This window comes from Stenotrophomonas testudinis, from assembly GCF_024499815.1.
In the GTDB taxonomy this organism is placed as follows: Bacteria; Pseudomonadota; Gammaproteobacteria; order Xanthomonadales; family Xanthomonadaceae; genus Stenotrophomonas.
In genome coordinates this window covers 1-19,617 of sequence record NZ_JAMOKY010000053.1, presented here as the reverse complement: position 1 = coordinate 19,617, position 19,617 = coordinate 1, and the positions used below count along the sequence as shown (strand labels likewise).

The 19,617-nt window shown below is 66.8% G+C and carries 21 protein-coding genes and 1 pseudogene; 3 read left to right on the top strand and 19 right to left on the bottom strand.

The window, feature by feature from the left end; genetic code table 11:
• The 4 genes and pseudogenes from NQ204_RS18505 to NQ204_RS18490 all read right to left on the bottom strand — a co-directional run.
• Positions 1 to 284: pseudogene (locus tag NQ204_RS18505) on the bottom strand (flagellar biosynthesis protein FlhF); the annotation flags it as partial.
• A gap of 145 nt (positions 285 to 429) precedes the next feature.
• On the bottom strand, positions 430 to 2,487 hold the full coding sequence (flhA, locus tag NQ204_RS18500) for a flagellar biosynthesis protein FlhA (protein WP_207776494.1): 2,058 nt from the start codon (positions 2,485 to 2,487) through the stop codon (positions 430 to 432).
• Between the two features lie 41 nt (positions 2,488 to 2,528).
• Positions 2,529 to 3,659, bottom strand: coding sequence for a flagellar biosynthesis protein FlhB (gene flhB / locus NQ204_RS18495; protein ID WP_256644610.1), 1,131 nt, complete (start codon positions 3,657 to 3,659; stop codon positions 2,529 to 2,531).
• Between the two features lie 208 nt (positions 3,660 to 3,867).
• Positions 3,868 to 4,188, bottom strand: a complete 321-nt coding sequence (locus tag NQ204_RS18490) for a hypothetical protein (RefSeq protein ID WP_256644609.1) — start codon at positions 4,186 to 4,188, stop codon at positions 3,868 to 3,870.
• Here NQ204_RS18490 and NQ204_RS18485 point away from each other — a divergent pair.
• From NQ204_RS18485 to NQ204_RS18475, 3 genes are read left to right on the top strand one after another with little or no spacing between them, the layout of a single operon-like run.
• Positions 4,187 to 5,164 (top strand): radical SAM protein, encoded by a 978-nt coding sequence (locus tag NQ204_RS18485; RefSeq protein ID WP_256644608.1) that lies wholly within the window; start codon positions 4,187 to 4,189, stop codon positions 5,162 to 5,164. The two genes, NQ204_RS18490 and NQ204_RS18485, sit on opposite strands and share 2 nt — an antisense overlap.
• A gap of 12 nt (positions 5,165 to 5,176) precedes the next feature.
• The gene (locus tag NQ204_RS18480) at positions 5,177 to 5,422 is read left to right on the top strand and encodes a hypothetical protein (RefSeq protein WP_133249435.1); all 246 of its coding nucleotides are present in this window, start codon (positions 5,177 to 5,179) and stop codon (positions 5,420 to 5,422) included.
• Between the two features lie 23 nt (positions 5,423 to 5,445).
• The gene (locus NQ204_RS18475) at positions 5,446 to 5,898 is read left to right on the top strand and encodes a hypothetical protein (protein WP_256644607.1); all 453 of its coding nucleotides are present in this window, start codon (positions 5,446 to 5,448) and stop codon (positions 5,896 to 5,898) included.
• 86 nt (positions 5,899 to 5,984) lie between these two features.
• Here NQ204_RS18475 and NQ204_RS18470 read toward each other — a convergent pair whose 3' ends face one another.
• The 15 genes from NQ204_RS18470 to fliE all read right to left on the bottom strand — a co-directional run bounded on the left by NQ204_RS18470 (position 5,985) and on the right by fliE (position 19,372).
• Positions 5,985 to 8,117: a putative bifunctional diguanylate cyclase/phosphodiesterase gene (locus tag NQ204_RS18470; protein WP_256644606.1), complete on the bottom strand. Its 2,133-nt coding sequence runs from the start codon at positions 8,115 to 8,117 to the stop codon at positions 5,985 to 5,987.
• A gap of 272 nt (positions 8,118 to 8,389) precedes the next feature.
• On the bottom strand, positions 8,390 to 9,181 hold the full coding sequence (fliR, locus tag NQ204_RS18465; protein ID WP_256644605.1) for a flagellar biosynthetic protein FliR: 792 nt from the start codon (positions 9,179 to 9,181) through the stop codon (positions 8,390 to 8,392).
• A gap of 13 nt (positions 9,182 to 9,194) precedes the next feature.
• On the bottom strand, positions 9,195 to 9,464 hold the full coding sequence (locus NQ204_RS18460; protein WP_005413254.1) for a flagellar biosynthetic protein FliQ: 270 nt from the start codon (positions 9,462 to 9,464) through the stop codon (positions 9,195 to 9,197).
• 64 nt (positions 9,465 to 9,528) lie between these two features.
• On the bottom strand, positions 9,529 to 10,305 hold the full coding sequence (gene fliP / locus NQ204_RS18455; protein ID WP_116864683.1) for a flagellar type III secretion system pore protein FliP: 777 nt from the start codon (positions 10,303 to 10,305) through the stop codon (positions 9,529 to 9,531).
• A 1-nt stretch (position 10,306) separates the two neighbouring features.
• Positions 10,307 to 10,714: a flagellar biosynthetic protein FliO gene (fliO, locus tag NQ204_RS18450; protein ID WP_256644604.1), complete on the bottom strand. Its 408-nt coding sequence runs from the start codon at positions 10,712 to 10,714 to the stop codon at positions 10,307 to 10,309.
• The gene (gene fliN / locus NQ204_RS18445) at positions 10,711 to 11,046 is read right to left on the bottom strand and encodes a flagellar motor switch protein FliN (protein WP_256644603.1); all 336 of its coding nucleotides are present in this window, start codon (positions 11,044 to 11,046) and stop codon (positions 10,711 to 10,713) included. Before fliN ends, fliO begins: the two co-directional genes overlap by 4 nt.
• Complete coding sequence (gene fliM, locus NQ204_RS18440; RefSeq protein ID WP_108759997.1) at positions 11,043 to 12,047, bottom strand: flagellar motor switch protein FliM; 1,005 nt, start codon at positions 12,045 to 12,047, stop codon at positions 11,043 to 11,045. The genes fliN and fliM overlap by 4 nt, the downstream gene beginning before the upstream one ends.
• A 12-nt stretch (positions 12,048 to 12,059) precedes the next feature.
• Positions 12,060 to 12,575, bottom strand: coding sequence for a flagellar basal body-associated FliL family protein (locus NQ204_RS18435; protein ID WP_116864686.1), 516 nt, complete (start codon positions 12,573 to 12,575; stop codon positions 12,060 to 12,062).
• 123 nt (positions 12,576 to 12,698) lie between these two features.
• Positions 12,699 to 13,859 (bottom strand): flagellar hook-length control protein FliK, encoded by a 1,161-nt coding sequence (locus NQ204_RS18430; protein ID WP_256644602.1) that lies wholly within the window; start codon positions 13,857 to 13,859, stop codon positions 12,699 to 12,701.
• Positions 13,859 to 14,326 carry a flagellar export protein FliJ gene (gene fliJ, locus NQ204_RS18425; RefSeq protein ID WP_108768798.1) on the bottom strand — a complete coding sequence of 156 codons (468 nt, stop codon included), beginning with the start codon at positions 14,324 to 14,326 and terminating at the stop codon, positions 13,859 to 13,861. The genes NQ204_RS18430 and fliJ overlap by 1 nt, the downstream gene beginning before the upstream one ends.
• A gap of 12 nt (positions 14,327 to 14,338) precedes the next feature.
• On the bottom strand, positions 14,339 to 15,715 hold the full coding sequence (locus NQ204_RS18420) for a FliI/YscN family ATPase (RefSeq protein ID WP_256644601.1): 1,377 nt from the start codon (positions 15,713 to 15,715) through the stop codon (positions 14,339 to 14,341).
• On the bottom strand, positions 15,712 to 16,353 hold the full coding sequence (locus NQ204_RS18415) for a FliH/SctL family protein (protein WP_488192380.1): 642 nt from the start codon (positions 16,351 to 16,353) through the stop codon (positions 15,712 to 15,714). Before NQ204_RS18415 ends, NQ204_RS18420 begins: the two co-directional genes overlap by 4 nt.
• Complete coding sequence (gene fliG, locus NQ204_RS18410; RefSeq protein ID WP_108770676.1) at positions 16,350 to 17,336, bottom strand: flagellar motor switch protein FliG; 987 nt, start codon at positions 17,334 to 17,336, stop codon at positions 16,350 to 16,352. The genes NQ204_RS18415 and fliG overlap by 4 nt, the downstream gene beginning before the upstream one ends.
• 7 nt (positions 17,337 to 17,343) lie before the next feature.
• Positions 17,344 to 18,990, bottom strand: a complete 1,647-nt coding sequence (fliF, locus tag NQ204_RS18405) for a flagellar basal-body MS-ring/collar protein FliF (protein ID WP_256644600.1) — start codon at positions 18,988 to 18,990, stop codon at positions 17,344 to 17,346.
• Between the two features lie 13 nt (positions 18,991 to 19,003).
• Positions 19,004 to 19,372, bottom strand: a complete 369-nt coding sequence (gene fliE, locus NQ204_RS18400; RefSeq protein ID WP_256644599.1) for a flagellar hook-basal body complex protein FliE — start codon at positions 19,370 to 19,372, stop codon at positions 19,004 to 19,006.
• Positions 19,373 to 19,617: the final 245 nt, after the last annotated feature.

Below are 19,617 nucleotides of genomic sequence, written 5' to 3'. Positions count from 1 at the left end.
GCGGCCACCGGTTCGGCGGCCGGGGTCGGGGTGCGGCGGCGGGTCACCGCGGCGATCACTGCGTCGGCGGCGGTGCGCGGCTTCGGCGGCGGCGGGGCGATCTCGCGGCGCGAGGCTTCCAGTGCCCGCTGCACGGCGCTCTCGTCGTAATGGGCGGCGGCGACGATCTCCACGCCTTCCTCGATCCGGCGGTTGGACAGGATCACGGCGTCGGGTCCATGTTCCTTGCGCACCAGGTTCATGGCCGAGCGCATGTCGGCGGCGACGAATCGTTTGATTTTCATGCTGTGGTCACGGGACGAAGTCGGCGGAGTGGCGGTCGAGGAACGCGGGTGGTCGGTGGTCTGCACGGTTCGGGTTCCCCTTGGAATCTGTCGTGTACTGCGGTTTGAAAGTGGTGTCTGTTTTCTGGCGCGTGGAGGGCGGGCGTCAGCTGATCGTTCCGACCAGTTTCAGGCGCTTGTCTTCCGGCACCTCGCTGTAGGCCAAGACCGAGAGCGACGGAACGCTGTGGCGGACCAGGCGGGCCAGCGCGGCACGCACCGGGCCCGGTACCAGCACGACCGCCGGCTCGTTTCGCGCTTCCTGCTTGCTGACACATTCGGCCAGGCTCTGGTGCAGTCGCTCTGCGAGTCCGGGTTCCAGCGCGGCGCCGTTGCCCTGCGTGGACTCCTGCAAGACACGTTCCAATTGCGGGTTGAGGGTGAACACCGGCAGCTCCGCCGACATTCCGGCGATCTCCTGCACGATGAAACGGCCCAGCGCGGTGCGCACCGCAGCGGTCAGCGTGGCCGGGTCCTGGCTCATGGGGGCGTGCTCGACCAGCGCTTCGGCGATCTTGCGCAGCTGGCGGATCGGAATGCGCTCGACCAGCAGGTTCTGCAGCACGCGCACCACCGCCGACAGCGGCAGCGCCTTCGGCGTCAGATCTTCGACGAGCTTGGGCGCGGTCTTGCCCAGGTTGGCCAGCAGGTGCTGCACTTCTTCGTGGCCCAGCAGTTCCGGCGCGTGCTCGCGGATCAGGTGCGACAGATGGGTGGCGACCACGGTGGCCGGGTCGACCACGGTGTAGCCCATGGTCTCGGCCTGGGCGCGCTGGTGCGGCTGGATCCAGGTGGCATCCAGGCCAAATGCGGGGTCCTTGCCGGCGATGCCCTCCAGCGGGCCCAGCGCGCTGCCCGGGTCCAGCGCCAGTTCGCGGTCGGGGTGGATATCGGCGGTAGCTACCGGCACGCCATGCACCAGCACCCGGTAGCCGTTGGCCGGCAGTTCCAGGTTGTCGCGGATGTGCACGGACGGGATCAGGAAGCCCACGTCCTGGGTCAGCTTGCGGCGCACGCCCTTGATGCGCGCCATCAGCTCGCCGCCCTGGTTGGCATCCACCAGCGGGATCAGCCGGTAACCCACTTCCAGGCCCAGCGGATCGACCGGGCGCAGTTCGTCCCAGCTCAGCTCGGCGGTTGGCGCGGCGGCCGGGCGGCCGAGGGCATTCAACGGGCCGGCTTCAGCGGCGGCCGCGGCCGGATCGGCCGCCGGTGCCTGGCTCTTGCGGTACAGCTTCCAGGCAATGAAGCCGAGGATCGCGGCCAGCGTCAGGAAAGCGACGTTGGGCATGCCCGGCACCAGGCCGACCAGGCCGAGGATGCCGGCGGTGATCGCCAGGGCGCGGTACTGGCCAAACACCTGGCCGGTCATGGCCTGGGCCATGTCCTGCGAGCGCGAGGCGCGGGTGACCAGCATCGCCACGGCGCTGGAGATCAGCAGGGCTGGCAGCTGCGCCACCAGGCCGTCACCGATTGACAGCAGAGTGTAGGTGGCGGCGGCATCGCCGAACGGCATGCCATGCTGCAGCACGCCCACGGCCAGGCCACCGAGCATGTTGATGAACAGGATCAGGATGCCGGCGATGGCGTCGCCGCGGATGAACTTGCTGGCGCCGTCCATCGCACCGTAGAAGTCGGCTTCCTCGCGAACCTCTTCACGACGGGCCTTGGCTTCTTCACGCGTCAGCAAACCGGCGTTCAGGTCGGCGTCGATGGCCATCTGCTTGCCGGGCATGGCGTCGAGGATGAAGCGCGCGGTCACTTCCGAGACGCGCCCGGCGCCCTTGGTGATGACCACGAAGTTGATGATGGTCAGGATGGCGAAGACCACGATGCCGACTGCGTAGTTGCCGCCGATGACGAATTCACCGAAGGCGGCGATGACCTTGCCGGCCGCCTCGTGGCCGTTCTGGCCGTGCAGCAGGATGACGCGGGTGGAGGCCACGTTCAGCGCCAGCCGCAGCATGGTGGTGACCAGCAGCACGATCGGGAAGATCGTGAAGTCCAGCGGCCGCTTCACGTAGACGACCGCCAGCAGCACCATCAGCGAGATGGCGATGTTGAAGGTGAACAGTGCATCGAGCACCGGCGCGGCCAGCGGCACCACGACCATGGCCAGCAGGGCCAGCACGATCAGCGGCGCGCCAAGGCCCTGGCGGATCATCTCCAGGGCGCGGCGGGTGTTGAAGCCGGAAGCCTGGGCGTTCACGCGCGGCCTCCCTTGCCGAATTCATCCACGTCCACATGCGGGACGGACGGCATCGGGCCGGTCCGCCAGCTGCGCAGCTGGTAGACGTAGGACAGCACCTGGGCGACGGCGGAGTACAGTCTCACGGGAATTTCCTTTCCGAGTTGCCCCTCCCGATACAAGGCGCGTGCCAAAGGCGGGGCAGAGACGATCGCAACCTTGTTGCCGTCGGCCACTTCACGGATGCGCAGGGCAGTTTCGTCCACGCCCAGAGCGACCACCGTGGGGGCTCCCATGCTGCCGCCCTCGTACTTCAGGGCGACCGCGTAGTGGGTGGGGTTGACCACCACCACGTCGGCGGTGGGCACCGCTTCCATCATCCGGCGGTTGGCCAGCTGCTGCTGCATATGGCGGATGCGGCCCTTCACTTCCGGGCTGCCCTCGCTTTCCTTCATTTCCCGGCGCAGTTCCTCGCGGGTCATCTTCAGCTTGCGCGTCCAGTTCCAGCGCTGGTACGGGGCATCGATGGCGGCGAGCACCAGCATCGCCCCGGCGGCAGCCAGCAGCAGCTTGAGGGTGAAGCCCAAGCCATGGGCGACGGCCGACTCCAGTGGCTGGTTGAGCAGGCCGCGCAGGCTGTCGAAGCTGGCGGCGAACACCAGGGTGGCCGAGGCACCGACAAACCCCATGCGCAGCAGTGATTTGATGAGCTCGGCGACGGCTTCGGCGCCCCACATGCGCTTCAGTCCGGACAGCGGACTGAGGCGACTGGGGTCGGGCATCAGCGACTTGTTCGACCAGCGCAGGCCGCCCATCACCACGGGCGCCAGGAAACTGGCCAGGATGCAGACCAGCAACAACGGCCAACAGGCCATCATCAGGCGCAGGAACAAAATGCCGAAGTGCCCGAACAGCAGCTGCGGGTTCTGCCACAGGGCCGGCTCGGGGCTGAGTGCGGCGCGCATCCACGCCCTGCCACCAGCGCCCAGCGAGGCGCTGCTGGCCATGATGGCGATGATGCCGGTGCCGAACACGGCCACGGTCGCCAGTTCCTTCGAACGCGGGATGTTGCCCTGCTCACGGGCCTCACGCAGGCGTTTTTCGGTTGGCTGTTCGGTTTTTTCGCCTGCGTCTTCGTTCTCGGACATCACGGGCACTGCGGCTGGGGTTGCCGGGGTGCGTGCAAGAACTGTTCCGTGACGGCGGGGCGGCGCTTCCGGTCAGCCGTCATCGGCCTGACATCCGCGGCGCCGGGTGGCCACGCCACTGCGGTGCTGCGGGCCATGGTGTAAGAAAATCCCAACAGCGAGATGGTGTTGACATAAAACCAACGCGCCGATAATGATCTCTTTTGTGTCACCTGTATTGCTGGAACAAGCAACGTTCTTCCAGCGAGGAAATGTAGCCATGGCAGTTCAAGGGATTGATCCTTCGACCATTTCTGTGTCGAAGCAGGGCATGGTCCGTCATCAGGACCTGTACGCGAGCGGGTTGGCTGAAAATATCGGCACCCTCGTCAAAGCCGGGGGTGCCAACGACCTGTGCACGAATCAGGGATCGTGCAGGGGTACCAATATCGACTGCACCAACAGCGGCGCCTGTGGTGGCTCCAAGAACATTGGAAGCTGCAACCTCACAACCGAGCACCCCATCTTCGAATAGGAGGATTTCACCCATGGTAAGTGAAGCCTCCTTGGCGGGTGCGTTGTCCAACAGGCGGTTCGAGCTGATCGTACTGCCTACCGAGAAGTGCAACTTCCGGTGTACCTATTGCTACGAAGATTTCCAGATCGGCAGGATGAAGCGAAGGACCATCGACGGGATAAAGAAACTCATCGAGGTCAGGGTCCGTGATATTGACGACTTCACGTTGTCCTGGTTCGGTGGCGAGCCTCTGCTGGCCGAAGGTGTGGTTCGCGAGATCGGTGGATTCGCGCATGGGCTGTGCAAATCAAGTGGCATCCAGTTCCACGGGGCACTGACCACCAACGCCTATACGTTGCAGAGGGGATTGTTCGACGATCTTGTCGCCATCAGGCACAACAATTACCAGATAACCCTGGACGGCGACGCGGAGTGGCATGACAGAACCCGGCTTCTGGCGAACAAGTCCGGTACGTTCGATGTCATCTGGAAGAATCTGGTGGACATGCAGGGACTGCAGCAGAACTTTCGAATCACGCTTCGCCTCCACGTGCATTCCGAGAACATTGAATCGGTACGCAGGCTGTATGGCAAAGTGCAGCAGGCATTCGGTGGTGATGATCGCTACCAGGTGTTCTTTCACCGCGTATCAAATCTCAGTGGTGAGAAAGGAATTCCGCAGACAGAACTGGGATTTGCCAGATACCAGCAGGTACTGGCGTACATAACCGGTGCCCAGGACGTTGGTGAGCCTCCGAAAGCGACTTCCGAAGCCAGTCTGGGTGACTACATCTGCTATGCCGCCAGGCCCAACTCACTGCTGGTGCGTGCCGACGGCCGTATCGGGAAGTGCACTGTGGCGCTCAATGATCCGCGCAATGATGTCGGCCGGCTGCTCGATGACGGAACGCTCGATCTGGACCAGCAGCAGTTGCAGCGATGGTTCGAGGGCTATCGAACGATGGATGCCCGGACGCTTTCCTGCCCTCTTTCGACTCTGCCAGCGTAAAGGAGATACCCGGTGATCGATAGCATTGATCCTTCAGATATTGCGGTTACGCCGTCTGGTGCCGTGAGCATCAATGACGAGGCGGCGCAGTCGTTGCAACGCAAGGAAGGGCTCATCAGTCCCCTGGCCAATAGCGGGTGTTCCAATCCGAGCTGCAACGTCAGTTGCACGAATACGACCGACTGCACCGGCACGAACAACCGGGGCTGTACCAATCGCCATATCTGCTACGTCGAAGATGTTCCGGTATTCGATTAAGCCACTTTCTGGAGAAATGACTCATGGAGAAATTTGATGATCGTCGTCGTCAACTGCTCAGGTTGGCGCCAATGGGTGCAGCGGCATTGTTGGTGGGTGGTGTAGGTGCCGCAAGCGCCGCAACCGCCGAGCCTGTGACGAAGAGGGCTGCAAAGGCCAGGTCAGCGGGGGCAGCCGGCGCACTGGATTTTCTGGTCAAGGTGGACTCACTGGATCCGCACGTGCAGGCCCGCAACAGTTCCGTGATTGTCGAGGTCAAGGAGAACCAGGCGTTCAATCTTTTGGGAACGCCGTTGTCAGCGCCCTATCTTTTGCGCGTTGCACGTGATGCTGCCGCCAGCACAGAAGGGTACGACATGTTCGCGGTGACGCTGCTGGACGCCAAGGGCCGCCCGCTGGAGCAGACGATCATCGACGAGACTTCAACCGCGCGATTTGTGCGGCAGCAGATATCCATCAACCTGCGGGTGAAATAGGCGGCTGCTGCTGGCCCTGTACGGGGCCCTGATCGCCGTCCACGCGATGAGGTCTTCTGGTCAACAGCGTTGTCACGGGTCAGTCATCAGTCGGGAGCGGGGGGCGCCGGTTGAGCCGGCGCCAGTTCGATGCGTGGCCGCGGCAGGTCGTGCAGCTGCATGAAGCGCGCCGCATCCACCGGGCGGCCCAGCAGGAAGCCCTGCAGATAGTCGCAGCCCAGTCGTTCCAGGTAGGCCCGCTGGGCGGCGGTTTCCACGCCCTCGGCCACGATGTCCATGTCCAGCGCGTGGCCCAGGGCCACGATGGCCGAGACGATCACCACGTCCTCGGCACTATGTTCCAGGTCGCGCACGAAGGCGTGGTCGATCTTGATCTCGGTGGCCGGCAGACGCTTCAGGTACAGCAGGCTGGAATAGCCGGTGCCGAAATCATCGATGGAAATGCCCACGCCCAGGGCCGACAGCGCCTGCAGCAGGCGCAGGCTGGTGTCGGTATCGCGCATCACCGTGCTTTCGGTGATCTCCAGCACCAGCTGGCGCGGGGTGATGCGATGGCGCTCGAGCACTTCGGTCACATCCTGCAGCAGGTGCGGCGAGCCGAACTGCACCGGCGACAGGTTGACCGACATCGACCAGCCCTCATGGCCGGCGTCGTGCCAGCGGCGCAGCTGGGCGCAGGCCTGGTCCAGCGCCCAGCGGCCGATCTCGTTGATGGCGCCACTGCGCTCTGCCAGGCGGATGAAGCGGTCCGGCGGGATCAACCCGTGCTCGGGATGGCGCCAGCGGATCAGCGCCTCGGCACCGGCCACCTTCTGCGTGGCCACCTGGATCTTTGGCTGGAAGTGCAGGAACAGCTGGTCGCTGCGGATCGCTTTGCGCAGGTCGGCCAGCAGGCGGAACTGCTGCTCGGCGCTGTCGTTCATCCAGTCGGCGAACATCACAAAGGCGTTGCGGCCGGATTCCTTCGCCTGGTACATCGCCGCATCGGCAAAGGCCATCAGCTGCCGTTCGCTGGCGGCGTGGTCCGGGCAGATCGCTACGCCGATGCTGGCGGTCACCTGCAGTTCGCTGTCGGGCAGCAGCGGGACGCTGCCCACCGCCTGCAGGATGCGCTGGGCCAGGGTCGGCAGATCCTCGTCGTGTTCGATGCGCACCACCAGCACGAACTCATCGCCGCCCAGCCGGGCCAGCAGGTCGTTGGGCCGCAGCAGCTGCCGCGTGCGCTCGGCCACCGCCACCAGCAGCGCATCGCCGGCCTGGTGGCCATAGGCATCATTGACCTGCTTGAAGCCATCCAGGTCCATGAACATCACCGCGAAGCGGCTGCCGCCCTGTTCGGCCTCGGCCAGCGCCTGCACGATGCCCCGCTGCAGCAGCAGCCGGTTCGGCAGGCGGGTGAGCGGGTCATGCAGCGCGGCCTGGGTGAGCTCCTGCTGGGCATCGGTCAGCGAGGTGCTCAGCATCGAGTTGCGCAGGCGCAGCAGCTGCGCCTCCACTCGCTGGTCCATCCAGGACACCACCAGCACCACCGCCAGGATCGCCACGGTAAGCACCACCACCAGCATCGCCAGCCAGGTGCTCTGCAGGCCATCGCCCACGGCCGCACCGCAGACGCTGCCTTCCGGAAAGCGCGCGGCGGCCATGCCGGTGTAGTGCATGCCGACGATGGCCAGGCCGAGCAGGCCGGCGGCCGCCAGTCGATCAATGCTGCGGGTGTGCTGCGCGCGCAGCCGGAAGGCGACGTACAGGGCGACCCATGAGGCAGCTACTGCGACCAGCAGCGACAGCGCCAGCCAGACCGGGTCGTAGTCGATACCCGGGTTCATGCGCATCGCGGCCATGCCGACGTAGTGCATGCCGGCGATGCCCGTGCCCATCAGCACCGCGCCACCGGCCAAGCGCGGGTGTGGCAGGGTGCGCAGCGAAACCAGCCACAGCGCGAACACCGAGGCAGCGATGGCCATGCCCAGTGAGAGCAGGGTGATCGGCAGGTCGTAGCCCAGCGGGATGGGCAGGTCGAAGGCGAGCATGCCGATGAAGTGCATGGACCAGATGCCCAGGCCCATGGCAAAACCGCCGCCCAGCCGCCACCACCAGGTGGCGCCTTTGCCGGGCGCGGTAACCGTGCGGCCGGCCATGGCCAGCGCGGTGTACGACGCCATCACTGCGACCAGCAGCGAAACGGCTACCAACCACGGGTTGTACGTGCCTACCAGCATTCGTCTTTCTCCCGGACCATCCTGTCGACGGAAAAACTACGTTGGGGCATGGATGAGGCAGGCGGCCCGCACGGCGGCTGCCAGGTGCGGTGTCCCCCTGGGCACCGCCCATTCACTCTAACGCGAACGGATGGGGGAGGGGTAGAGCCGAGCCTATGCTCGGCTTCCTGCTTGGGCCAAAGGCAGCCGAGCATGGGCTCGGCTCTACAAAAGCGCTCGTGGCAAGGTGGGATGGGTAGAGCCGAGCGTGGGCTCGGCTCTACAAGTGCGCGTCACCGGGTGACGGCACCCGCCGCTTCGAAGGCGGCGTCGAACAGGCGCTGCACCGGCGGGCCCATCTCACCCATCAGCAGGGCCAGCAGGAACAGGCCCAGCAGCAGCGAGACCGGCAGGCCCAGCTGGATCGGGTTCATTGCGGGCGCTGCACGCGCCAGCACGCCGAAGGCGAGGTTCACCGCCAGCATCGCCACCGTCAACGGGATGGCAAGGGTGAGGGCGCCGCGCAGGGCGGTCAGCAACAGGGTCGGGGCGATGCTGAAGAAGGCGTTCGGGTCGGGCAGGGGCGCACCGATCGGCAGCGCGCGGTAGCTGTCCACCACCAGCGAGATCAACGCCAGGTGGCCGTTGGCGGTGAAGAACAGCAGGCCGAACAGCAGGTAGAACCACTGGCCGATGACGCCGGAGGTGCCGCCGCGCAGCGGATCGCTCATCTGCGCGAAGGCCAGGCCGGTGCCCTGCGCGACCAGTTCGCCGGCCATGGCGCCGGCCTCGAAGATCAACCGCAGCATGAAGCCGATGGACACGCCGATGGCGAGTTCACGGGCGATGGTCAGCACGGTGGCGGCATCGAAGCCGGTCCATTCCGGTACCGGCGGCAGCAGCGGGGCGAGGGCGATGGACAGGGTGCCGGCCAGGATCACGCGGATCCGCTGCGGCACCGCGCGGGTGCCGATCATGGGCATGGCCATCGCCACAGCGCCGATGCGCAGCATCGTCCACAGCACCGTGGCGATCATGCTGAAGGCCTGCAGGCCGTCGGCAGCCATCTGGGTGGCGGCATCCATCAGCGCGTGTTTCCTAGCCGATCAGGTGTGGAATGCGCTGGAACAGCAGCGTGGTGAATTCGACCAGGTGGCCGATCAGCAGGCTGCCCAGCGCGAACAGCACGGCCGTCAACGCAGCGGCTTTGGCAACGAAGGCGATGGTCGGCTCGTTGAGCTGGGTCGCGGCCTGCACAACGCCCACCACCACGCCTACCACCAGCACGGTGAGCAGCAGCGGGCCGGCCACCCACAACACGGTGATCAGGCCGCCACGCAGTTCGGTCAAGGCAAGTTCGGGAGACATCGTTGTTCCATCGGTAGCGCCGGGCCATGCCCGACGGGGCGTGTTTCATTCACGCCGGATTGATTCACGCCGGATTGAAGCTGGCCGCCAACGTACCCACCGTCAGCACCCAGCCATCGACCAGCACGAACAGCAGGATCTTGAACGGCGCCGACACCAGCATTGGCGACAGCATCATCATGCCCATCGACATCAGCACGCTGGCCACGACCAGATCGATGATCACGAACGGGATGAAGATCAGGAAGCCGATCTCGAAAGCGGTCTTCAGTTCGCTGGTGACGAACGAGGCCACCAGCACCGGGAACGGGATCGCGTCGGGACTGGCGTACGTGCCGTGGCCGGCGATGCCGGCGAAGGTCATCAGGTCGGTCTCGCGGATCTGCGCCAGCATGAAGCCGCGCAGCGGCTGCGTGGTCAGCGTCCACGCGGTCTGGAAGTCGATCTCGCCGTTGAGGTAGGGCGCCATGCCCGTGCTCCACGCCTTGTCCCAGGTCGGCATCATGATCATCGCGGTCAGGAACAGGGCCAGGCCCAGCAGCACCTGGTTGGACGGCGTCTGCCCGGTGCCCAGCGCCTGCCGCAGCAGGCCCAGCACGATGATGATGCGGGTGAACGAGGTCAGCACCAGCAGCATCGACGGGATCAGAGTGATCGCCGTCATCAGCAGCAGGGTCTGCAACGGCAGGCTGACCGGCTGGCCGCCGATCTTGCCGACGTTGACGTCCGGAAGCGCGGCCGGCGCACCGGGCGCGGCAAACGCCAGCACGGGCAGCAGGCACAGGGCGATCAACAGCAGCCACGACAGAACGGTGGCGGGACGGGTACGGGCGACACGCATGTCAGGGGTCCTTGCGCAGCCGATGTTGCAGCAGCTGGGCGAAATTCGGCAGGTTCTTGAAGTCCGGCACGCGCGGCGGCGCGGGCGGCGGCAGCGGTTCGGAAAGGGTATGCAGCGTATGGATGCTGCCGGCGGTCACGCCCAGCAGCAGCTGCTGGCCATTGACCTCGACCACCACCACGCGCTCCTTGGCGCCAACATTCAGGCTGGCCACCAGCTTCATGCCTTCCGGCGGGCGGAAGCCGCTGCCCGGCATGCGCTTGAGCAGCCAGCCGAGGCCGACCACCAGCGCGAGCACCGCCAGCAGCGCCAGCACCGCGCCGAACAAGCTCGGTGCACTGGCCGCATGCTGGCCGATCTGCGGGGTGGTGTTCGCAGCAGCCTGGGCGGTGGCGAGCAGCAGGCTCAACGCAGTCTCCGGATCCGCTCGCTCGGGCTGACCACATCGGTCAGGCGCACGCCGAAGCGATCGTTGATGACCACCACTTCGCCATGGGCGATCAGGGTGCCGTTGACGAACACATCCAACGATTCGCCGGCGCCGCGTTCCAGTTCCACCACCGAGCCCTGGTTGAGCTGCAGCAGGTTGCGGATCGGCAGGCGGGCACGGCCGACTTCCAGCGACAGGGTCACCGGCACGTCGAGGATCACGTCCAGGTTCAGGTCCGGGCCGATCGACTCGTCGGCCTCCAGGTTGCCGAACTGGGCCGGGGTCGGTTCGAGGGTGTCGATATCGTTCATTGCGGGTCTTCCTGGATGACGGGTACGCGCGGGCGGGTGCCCGGCGGATGGGTAGCGGTGATCTTCACGGCGTTCATGCCGTTGGCGACGCCGAACTCGCCGGTGAACACCGGGATGTTCTCCACGCACAGCGGCACCTGCGGGTTCAGCTCGATCGGCAGGATGTCGCCGACCTTCAGCCGGGTCAGGTCACGCAGGGTCATGCGCTTGCTGGCCAGCACGCTGGACAGGGTCACTTCGGCGATGTTGAGCTGCTCGCGCAGCATCACGCCCCAGCTGGCATCGCGATCATTGCGGTCGCTCTGGATGCCGGCGTCGAGCAGTTCGCGGATCGGCTCCAGCATCGAGTACGGCAGGGTGACGTGGATATCGCCGCCACCACCGTCGAGTTCGACGTGCAGGCGGCACACCACCACGTATTCGCGCGGCGTCACGATGTTGGCGAAGTGCGGGTTGATTTCCGAATTGATGTATTCGAAATCCACTTCCATCACCGGCGCCCAGGCCTCGCGCAGGTCGGCGAAGGTCTGCTTCAGCAGCAGCTGGATCACCCGCATTTCGGTAGCGGTGAACTCGCGGCCTTCGATGCGGGTCGGGTAGCGCCCGTCACCGCCGAAGAAGTTGTCGACGATGGCGAATACCAGGGTCGGCTCGAAGACGATCAGGCCGGTGCCCCGCAGCGGCTTGAAGCGGATCAGGTTCAGGTTGGTCGGCACATACAGCGAGTGCATGTAGTCGTTGAACTTGATCAGCTCGATGCCACGCACCGAGAGTTCGGCCGAGCGCCGGATCAGGTTGAACAGGCCGATCCGCCACAGGCGCGCGAAACGCTCGTGGACCATTTCCAGGGTGGGCATGCGACCGCGGATGATCCGGTCCTGGCTGGCAAAATCGTACGAACGGGCCTCGCCACTGGGCGCCTCCGGTTCGGTTTCGACCGCGCCACTGTCCACGCCATGGAGCAGGGCATCGATCTCATCCTGGGACAGCAGGTCATTCATCGGGGGCAGCCCTTACTGGGTCACGAAGCTGGTGAACAGCAGATCGTCGGCACCGTTGCTGCCGGTCTCGGCCTTGAGCACCTTCTGCACTTCGGCCAGCGAACTGGCCTGCAGCTTCTGCTTGCCGGCGATGTCGGCGATCTGGTCGGAGGTGACCTGCGAGAACAACATCAGCAGGCGTGCACGGATGGCCGGGGCGTGGGTCTTGATCGCTTCCAGCGCGGCCGGATCGCGGGTCATCAGCTGCACTTCCACCTGCAGGTAGCGCGGGCCGTCCATCGAACCGTTGAGGTTGACCACGAAGGCCGGGTCCAGCGCGAAGTACTGCGCCGGGGCCGGCACGGCACCCTTCTTCGGGGCCTCGGCGGTCTTGTCTTCGTGCTTGGACTGGTTGAAGAACCAGACGCCACCACCGGCGGCACCTGCGGCCAGCACGGCCACCAGGGCGGTGATCAACAGCGGACTGCGCGGCTTGGCGGCCTTGTCCTTGTCGGCGGTCTTCTTGGTTTTGTCAGCGGCTGCGGCCACGAGGTGAAGCTCCTGAGGGTTGCTTCACCGGGATATGCAAGGGGCGTGCCGCAGCGCGAGGAGAAGGGTGCGACAGAATTCCGTCGGTGCGTAAAACCGCCGGGCAGGGCCCGGCGCTAGGGTTTACGCGTAGGCGTCCAGCAGCCCGCGCTGGCGCATCAGCTGTGCAGCCGACATCGTGGTGTCGCCCCGCGACGGTTCTCCGTCGCCGCCGCCCAGGTCGCCCATGCCGCCGGGCTGCGCCGACGGACTGCCGTCGCCGCTGTTCTGGTGGCCGACATCGGCATGGGCCAGCTGGAAGCCCTGTTCGCCCAGCAGTTCACGCAGGCGCGGCAGGCTGCTTTCCAGCGCATGGCGCACATCCACGTGCGGGCTGCTGAAGCTGGCGTGGACCTTGTCGCCATTCATCTGCAGGCGCACGTCCACCGGACCCAGGTCTTCCGGGTTCAGGCGGATGTGGGCGTGGCCGATCTTCTGGTCGGCCAGCCAGCCGAGGCGTGCGCCGACCGCCTGGTCGAAGCCGTCGTCACCCAGGGTCGGGGTGGGCGTCGGTTCGCCGTCGAAGACCGGCGTGCTGGCCAGCGCGGCCTTCAGGTCCTGCAGCGCGGCGGGCAATGCGCCCTGCAACGGGACTATCGGGGGGCGATCGCCGATCAGCAGGCCGTCGCTGTCGTCGGCGCCATCCAGCGCCTGCTGGCCGAGGATCATGTCCGGCAGCGGCTGGGTGACGATGTCGCCATCGCTGTCGGCCGCTGCGGCAGTCGCTGCGGTGGTCACGGCTGCACCGGCGGCCAGCGGCGGTGCGGTGGGAAGCGCCGGAGCAGCCGACGGCAGTGCCGCATCGGCGCCATCGGTGTTCACCACTGGCGCGGTGGCGGCGGCTTCGGCCGGCACGGGCGTGGCCAGTACCAGCCCGGCCAGACCGAGCGGCGGCCACGGCGCATCGTCGCCGTCGGCGCTGTCGTCCTTGTCCGCGTCCTTGTCCTGCGCGGCAGTGGAGGAGGGTGCGTTCGAGGCGGTTGCCTCGGTCGTGCTGGCCTCGCTGTCCTTGCCGCTGGTCCAGGCCTTGTCCGCGCTGTCGTCCGGGTTGGGTGATGCACTGCCTGGCGAGGCGCCCGGCTTGGCCGGGGGCGCGTTGCTGGCAGGCTTCGCTTGGGTGTCGGCCGCGGGCGGGCCCTGCAGCATCCGCCCGAAATCCTTGCCGCTGCCGGTGCTGCGCGCGGGGCTGGCGGTGCTGCCGGTGCTGCTGGCGGTGCCGATGCTGCTGGACAGTGCGGAGGGCATCACGTGCGGCCTCCCTGCTCGCCGCCGTCCGGTTCCGCCGTCTGCGCCAGGCGTGCGCGGCGGGCGCCGATGTCATCCATCTCGCGCTGGTCGCGGCGGTCGGTCACCACCTTTTCCTGGGCGCGGTAGCTTGCGGCCAGCTGTTCCAGCACGGCCTTGTCGCGGCTGGCCAGGATCAGGCGCGCGCGTTCGGCTTCCACCTTCTCGCGGTTGCCGTTCACCGTGGCCTGCTGCTGTTCCACCGCGCTGTCGAGGCGGTCGAGGAAGGCGCGGCGGTTGAGCAGCTGGGCCGGGCTGGTCGCAGCCATCTGCGCGTTCGCATACTCCTCGGCGTAGCGGCGAAGCTCGTCCAGGCGCGAGAGGTGGGTATCGAGCACGCGCTGGCGCTCGGCCAGGTCGCGGGCCACGGCGTCTTCGTGTTCCTGGGCGCGCTTCAGCAGGGGATCGATGCGCTTGGACTGTGTCATGGTTCGGCTCTCTTAATCCACCAGGCGCTGCAGCGCCGCCTGGCTGTGCGGAAGATCAGCGGCCTTGGCCACGTCCTGGCCGAGAAACTCCATGATTTCCGGCCAGCGTTCCAGGGCTTCGTCGGTGGCGGCATCGTTGCCGCGCTGGTACGCACCGATCGCGATGAGGTCGCGGTTGGAGGAATAGGCCGAGACCAGGCGCTTGAGCTTGCGGATGCGCAGGCGCCACGGTTCGTCGGCGATTTCCGTGACCACGCGGCTGACCGACGATTCAACGTCGATGGCCGGGTACAGGCCGCTGTCCGCCACCCGGCGCGACAGCAGGATGTGGCCGTCGAGGATGGCGCGCGCCGCATCGGCGATCGGGTCCTGCGGGTCATCGCCCTCGGTCAGCACGGTGTAGAAGGCGGTGATCGAGCCGCGCCCCTTGGCACCGTTGCCGGCGCGTTCGACCAGCGCCGGCAGCTTGGCGAACACCGACGGCGGGTAGCCGCGGGTGGTCGGCGGTTCGCCCACCGACAGGCCGATCTCGCGCTGCGCCTGGGCGAAGCGGGTCAGCGAATCCATCAGCAGCAGCACGTTCAGGCCCTGGTCGCGGAACCACTCGGCGATGGCGGTGGCGCGGTAGGCGCCGTGCAGGCGTGCCAGCGGCGGTCGGTCGGCCGGACTGGCCACCACCACCGCACGGCGCAGCCCTTCCTCGCCCAGCGTGGTCTCGACGAAATCACGGACTTCGCGGCCACGTTCACCAATCAGGCCGACGACGATCACGTCGGCGGCGGTGTAGCGGGTCATCATCCCCAGCAGCGTCGATTTACCGACACCGGAACCTGCGAACAGGCCGACACGCTGGCCGCGGCCGATCGGCAGCAGGGCGTTGATGGCACGCACGCCGACGTCCAGAGGCTGGGTGATCGGCTCGCGCGCGAGCGGGTTGATCGAGACACCGGCCATGCCGACGTGGCCTTCAGCACGGATCGGGCCCTTGCCATCCAGCGGCACGCCATCGCTGTCGATCACCCGACCGAGCAGGCCTTCGCCCACTTCCACGCCGCCACGGCGCGCAGACGGCACCACGCGTGCGTTGGGCAGCAGACCATGCAGCTCGGCGCTGGGCATCAGGTAGGTGCGTTCACCGGCGAAGCCGACCACTTCGGCGTCGACCCAACCGCCATCGACCACTTCCACCTTGCAGCTGGCACCCAGCGGCGCCTCGCAGCCCACGGCTTCCAGGGTCAGGCCGACCGCGCGGCGCAGCACGCCCTCACGGATCAGCCCGCGGCCGTGCGTGGTATCCACGCGCAGGCCATCCAGGCGGCGGGCCAGGCGCAGGTTGCGGGCCACGGCCCAGTCGGTCGACGGCGGGGGCAGGTTCGGTTCGGGAGTCATGGCGTGGCTCCGGTCTGGCGGATCACCGCATCGAGTGCGCCACGCAGGCGTGCTTCCAGGGCGCCGTCGATGCGCACCGCTTCGGCGTGCACGCGCAGGTCGCCGCGGCTCAGGCTGGTATCGGGCACCAGGCGCTGGGTCGGGGTGAGGGTTATCAGCGGTGCGAGCGCGGCGATGTCGTCCGGGTGCAGGCGCACTTCCACTTCGCGCGTGCTGCCGCCGACCGCATCCACCGCTTCACCCACCAGCTGCGCCAGCAGGGCCGGGTCGGCCTCGTAAGCGCGGCCGACCAGGGCGCCGGCGATGCGTACCGCCAGTTCGCCCAGCGCGCCGACCACCTCGTTCTCCAGCCGTGCCAGCGGCCGGCTGAAGTTATCAAGGATGCCTTCCATCTGTGCGACCAGGCGGCGTACCTCGGCCTGGCCCTGGCCGTAGCCATCGGCGTGGCCGTGCTGGAAGCCTTCCTTCTCGGCGCTGTCCTGGATCGCCTGGATTTCCTCCAGGGTCGGCAGCTGCAGCACCGGTTCCGGCTCGTGCTCGGGGTCCGGTTCGGTGAGTCCAAAGACATCTTCCTGCTCCAGCGGCGCTTGCGGCTGGGCCAGCAGGTCGGGGGCAAGCCAGCGCACGACATTGCTCACAGCATGGCCTCCGCGCTGCCACCGATGGTGACGGTGCCCTCATCGGCCATGCGCTTGACGATGGCCAGGATCTCGCGCTGCGCGCCTTCCACGTCGGACAGGCGCACCGGGCCGCGGGCTTCCATGTCTTCCAGCAGGATCTCGGCCGCACGCTGCGACATGTTGCGGGTGATCTTGTCGCGCACCTTGATGTCGGCGCCGCGCAGGGCCAGGCCCAGGCGTTCGCCGCTGACTTCGCGCAGCACCAGCTGCATCTCGCGGTCGTCCAGGTCCACCAGGTCGTCGAAGACGAACATCAGGTCCTGGATGCGGCCGCTGAGCGGCGCATCGATGCGCGCGATCTCGCCCAGGATGGCCTGGTCCTGGCCGCTTTCCATGAAGTTGAGGATGTTGGCCGCGCACTGCACGCCGCCGATGTTGGACGACTTCAGGTTCTGGTTGCCGGCGAACTGGCGCTCCATGATCTCGTTCAGTTCATTCAGCGCGTTCGGCGGAATGCCGTCCAGGGTGGCGATGCGCAGCAGCACGTCGACGCGGGTGCGGTCGGGCAGCAGCTTCAGCGCGTCGGCGGCCTGGTCGGTTTCCAGGTGGGCCATCACGATGGCGATGATCTGCGGGTGCTCATTGCGCACCAGGTCGGCGACGGCGCGCGGGTCCATCCACTTCAGCGCGTCCAGGCCGGTGGTGTTGCGGCCCAGCAGGATGCGGTCGATCAGGCCGCTGGCCTTCTCGGTGCCCAGCGCCTGGATCAGCATGTTGCGGATGTAGTCGTCCGAGCCCACGCCCAGCGAGGTCTTCGAGCCCAGTTCCTGGTTGAACTGGTCCATGACCCGGCCCACCTGCTCCCGGGTGATGTCAGTCATGGTCGCCATGGCGATGCCGATCTTCTGCACTTCCTTGGGTTCCATGTGGCGCAGCACTTCGGCCGCGTCCAGTTCACCCAGCGACAGCAGCAGCACGGCAGCGCGCTGCACGCCGGTCAGTTGCACGTCAGTCATTGGCCACCCAGCCCTTGACCACCTGGGCCACGCGCTTGGAATCGGTCTTCACGGCTTCACGCGCCATCCGCAGTCGTTCCTCATAAGAATCCACCGGCAGGGCCAGGGGATCCGCACCGGCCAGGCTGACGCGGTCTGCGCCCAGCGCCGGCAGCGGTGTGCCATCGTCATCCACCAGCTGTACGTCTGCGGTGTGCGGTTCCAGCTCGGTGTTCTCGTTCTTCCTGTTCTGCCCGGTGATGCCGCGCAGGGCAGGGCGCAGCACGCCGAACAGCAGCGCCAGCACCACCACCGCGCCCAGCACCATGCGACCGGCGTCGAACACCCACGGCAGTTCCCACCAGGCGGGGCCTTCCACCGGGGTGGTGTCGCGCACGAACGGCGCGTTCATCACCGACACGGTGTCGCCACGCTCGGCGTTGAAGCCCACCGCCTGCTTCACCAGCGCCTCGACGCGGGTCAGTTCAGCGGCCGCCAGCGGCTGCGGGGTGACCTTGCCGTTGGCACCGGCGCGCGGCACGTTGTCCACCAGCACCGCCACCGAGACGCGCTTGATGCGGCCAGCCGGCTGACGGGTGTGCTGCAGGGTACGGTCCAGCTCGTAGTTGCGGGTCGCGTTCTTGCTGCTTTCGGTCGGGGTCTGCGCGGTCGGCGGTGCGGCCTGCTGGCCCGGCGGGCTGTTGCTCGTCGCCCCCGGCACGCCCTGCGGACCCGGGGTGCTGGTGGTGTTCTCGCTCATCTGCTCGCTGCGCAGCTTCTGCGGTTCACCGTTGTAGAGTTCGCGGGCTTCCTCGGTCACCGAGAAGTCCATGTCCACGCTGACTTCCGGGTTGACGCGGCCGGGGCCGGTCATCGGTTCCAGCAGCTCGCGGATGCGCTGGTTGAACGAGGTTTCCTGGCGGCGCACCTGCTCGAACTGGGCGGCGTTGACCGCCGCTTCGCTGTTCGGATCGCTGACGCTGAGCATGCGGCCGCTCTGGTCGACGATGGTCACCCGTTCCGGCGCAAGATCAGGAATGGCGGCGGCCACCATGTGCACGATGGCATCGACCTGGCTGCGCTCCAGCTGCTGGCCGCCACGCAGTTCCAGGGTGACCGATGCACTGGCCACGTCACGCTGGCGGGTGAAGGCGCTGGGCTTGGGAATGGCCAGGTGCACGCGCGAATCGCGCACCGGGCGCAGGGTGTTGATGGTGCGCGACAGTTCGGTTTCTAGCGCGTGCTGGTAGCGCGCACTTTCGACGAACTGGCTGACGCCGAAGCCGGGGTCACGTTCCATCAGCTCGAAGCCGAGCTTGCCGCTGTCGGTCAGGCCGGAACCGGCCAGCTTTAGGCGCGCATCGTGGAGGTTCTTTTCCGGCACGGTGATGCCACCGGTGGCCGGGTCCAGCTCGAACGGAATCTGTGCCGCACGCAGCAGGTCGGTGGCTTCGGCGGTCGCCTTCTGGTCCAGGCCGGTGTACAGCGGGACCATGCCGGGCTTCTGCGACCAGAAGAACACGAACAGGCCTGCCGCCACCGCCACCGAGATCATCGCCATCAGGCCGAGGCGGCGGGTGATCTGCAGACTCTGCAGGCGGTCGAACCACTGCCCGGCCTTTTCGGCGTTCAGGGTTTCCTTGGAGAGCGTCAGTGCCATGCGTCAATGTTCCTTACAGCGGCATGTTCATCACGTCCTGGTAAGCCTGGACGAGACGGTTGCGGACTTCCACGGTGGCGCGGAAGGCGATCTGGGACTGCTGCGAGGCGACCATCACCTTGGCCAGGTCGGCGCCGGGTTCGCCCAGTTCGAAAGCCTTGGCCAGGGCGCCGGACTTCTGCTGGGCGTCGTTGACGCCGGCGATGGCACCGCGCAGGGTCTCGGTGAAGCTGGCGGGCTGGACCTGCGATGCATCCAGGATCGAGCCGGGCAGGGCATTGCTGCGCGGCGCTTCGGCCAGCGGGTTGAGCGCCGCCGGCTGTCCCATCTGGGTCTGATAGGAGCGGATCTGGGAAAGGATCGAAGTGACGGAGTGGGACATCTGCAACGGTTCCAGAAACAGGGATGGGGGTGTTCGCTGGAACAGGTGCAAGTGGCGTGCCGAAACCGGTTTTCGATTCAGTGTCGTGAGGATTGTGGATGTGCTGGCAGGGCTTGCAGCCCTGCACCTGCTCAACGTCAACTTCAACGTCAACGGCGGGCATTCCGTGGGATGGCGGGGTGGGTCCGGTTGAGGGGGACGCCGTAAACCCGTCCATGGGGGCTTGGTCGCGGCATCCATGCCGC

Coding starts and splice junctions, on each gene's coding strand:
- flhA (WP_207776494.1), bottom strand. CDS start 2,487: ATGATCCGCCAGGGCCTTGGCGCGCCGCTGATCGTGCTGGCCCTGCTG.
- flhB (WP_256644610.1), bottom strand. CDS start 3,659: ATGTCCGAGAACGAAGACGCAGGCGAAAAAACCGAACAGCCAACCGAA.
- NQ204_RS18485 (WP_256644608.1), top strand. CDS start 4,187: ATGGTAAGTGAAGCCTCCTTGGCGGGTGCGTTGTCCAACAGGCGGTTC.
- NQ204_RS18490 (WP_256644609.1), bottom strand. CDS start 4,188: ATGGGTGAAATCCTCCTATTCGAAGATGGGGTGCTCGGTTGTGAGGTT.
- NQ204_RS18475 (WP_256644607.1), top strand. CDS start 5,446: ATGGAGAAATTTGATGATCGTCGTCGTCAACTGCTCAGGTTGGCGCCA.
- NQ204_RS18470 (WP_256644606.1), bottom strand. CDS start 8,117: ATGCTGGTAGGCACGTACAACCCGTGGTTGGTAGCCGTTTCGCTGCTG.
- fliR (WP_256644605.1), bottom strand. CDS start 9,181: ATGGATGCCGCCACCCAGATGGCTGCCGACGGCCTGCAGGCCTTCAGC.
- NQ204_RS18460 (WP_005413254.1), bottom strand. CDS start 9,464: ATGTCTCCCGAACTTGCCTTGACCGAACTGCGTGGCGGCCTGATCACC.
- fliP (WP_116864683.1), bottom strand. CDS start 10,305: ATGCGTGTCGCCCGTACCCGTCCCGCCACCGTTCTGTCGTGGCTGCTG.
- fliN (WP_256644603.1), bottom strand. CDS start 11,046: ATGAACGATATCGACACCCTCGAACCGACCCCGGCCCAGTTCGGCAAC.
- fliM (WP_108759997.1), bottom strand. CDS start 12,047: ATGAATGACCTGCTGTCCCAGGATGAGATCGATGCCCTGCTCCATGGC.
- NQ204_RS18430 (WP_256644602.1), bottom strand. CDS start 13,859: ATGCCCTCCGCACTGTCCAGCAGCATCGGCACCGCCAGCAGCACCGGC.
- fliJ (WP_108768798.1), bottom strand. CDS start 14,326: ATGACACAGTCCAAGCGCATCGATCCCCTGCTGAAGCGCGCCCAGGAA.
- NQ204_RS18420 (WP_256644601.1), bottom strand. CDS start 15,715: ATGACTCCCGAACCGAACCTGCCCCCGCCGTCGACCGACTGGGCCGTG.
- fliF (WP_256644600.1), bottom strand. CDS start 18,990: ATGGCACTGACGCTCTCCAAGGAAACCCTGAACGCCGAAAAGGCCGGG.
- fliE (WP_256644599.1), bottom strand. CDS start 19,372: ATGTCCCACTCCGTCACTTCGATCCTTTCCCAGATCCGCTCCTATCAG.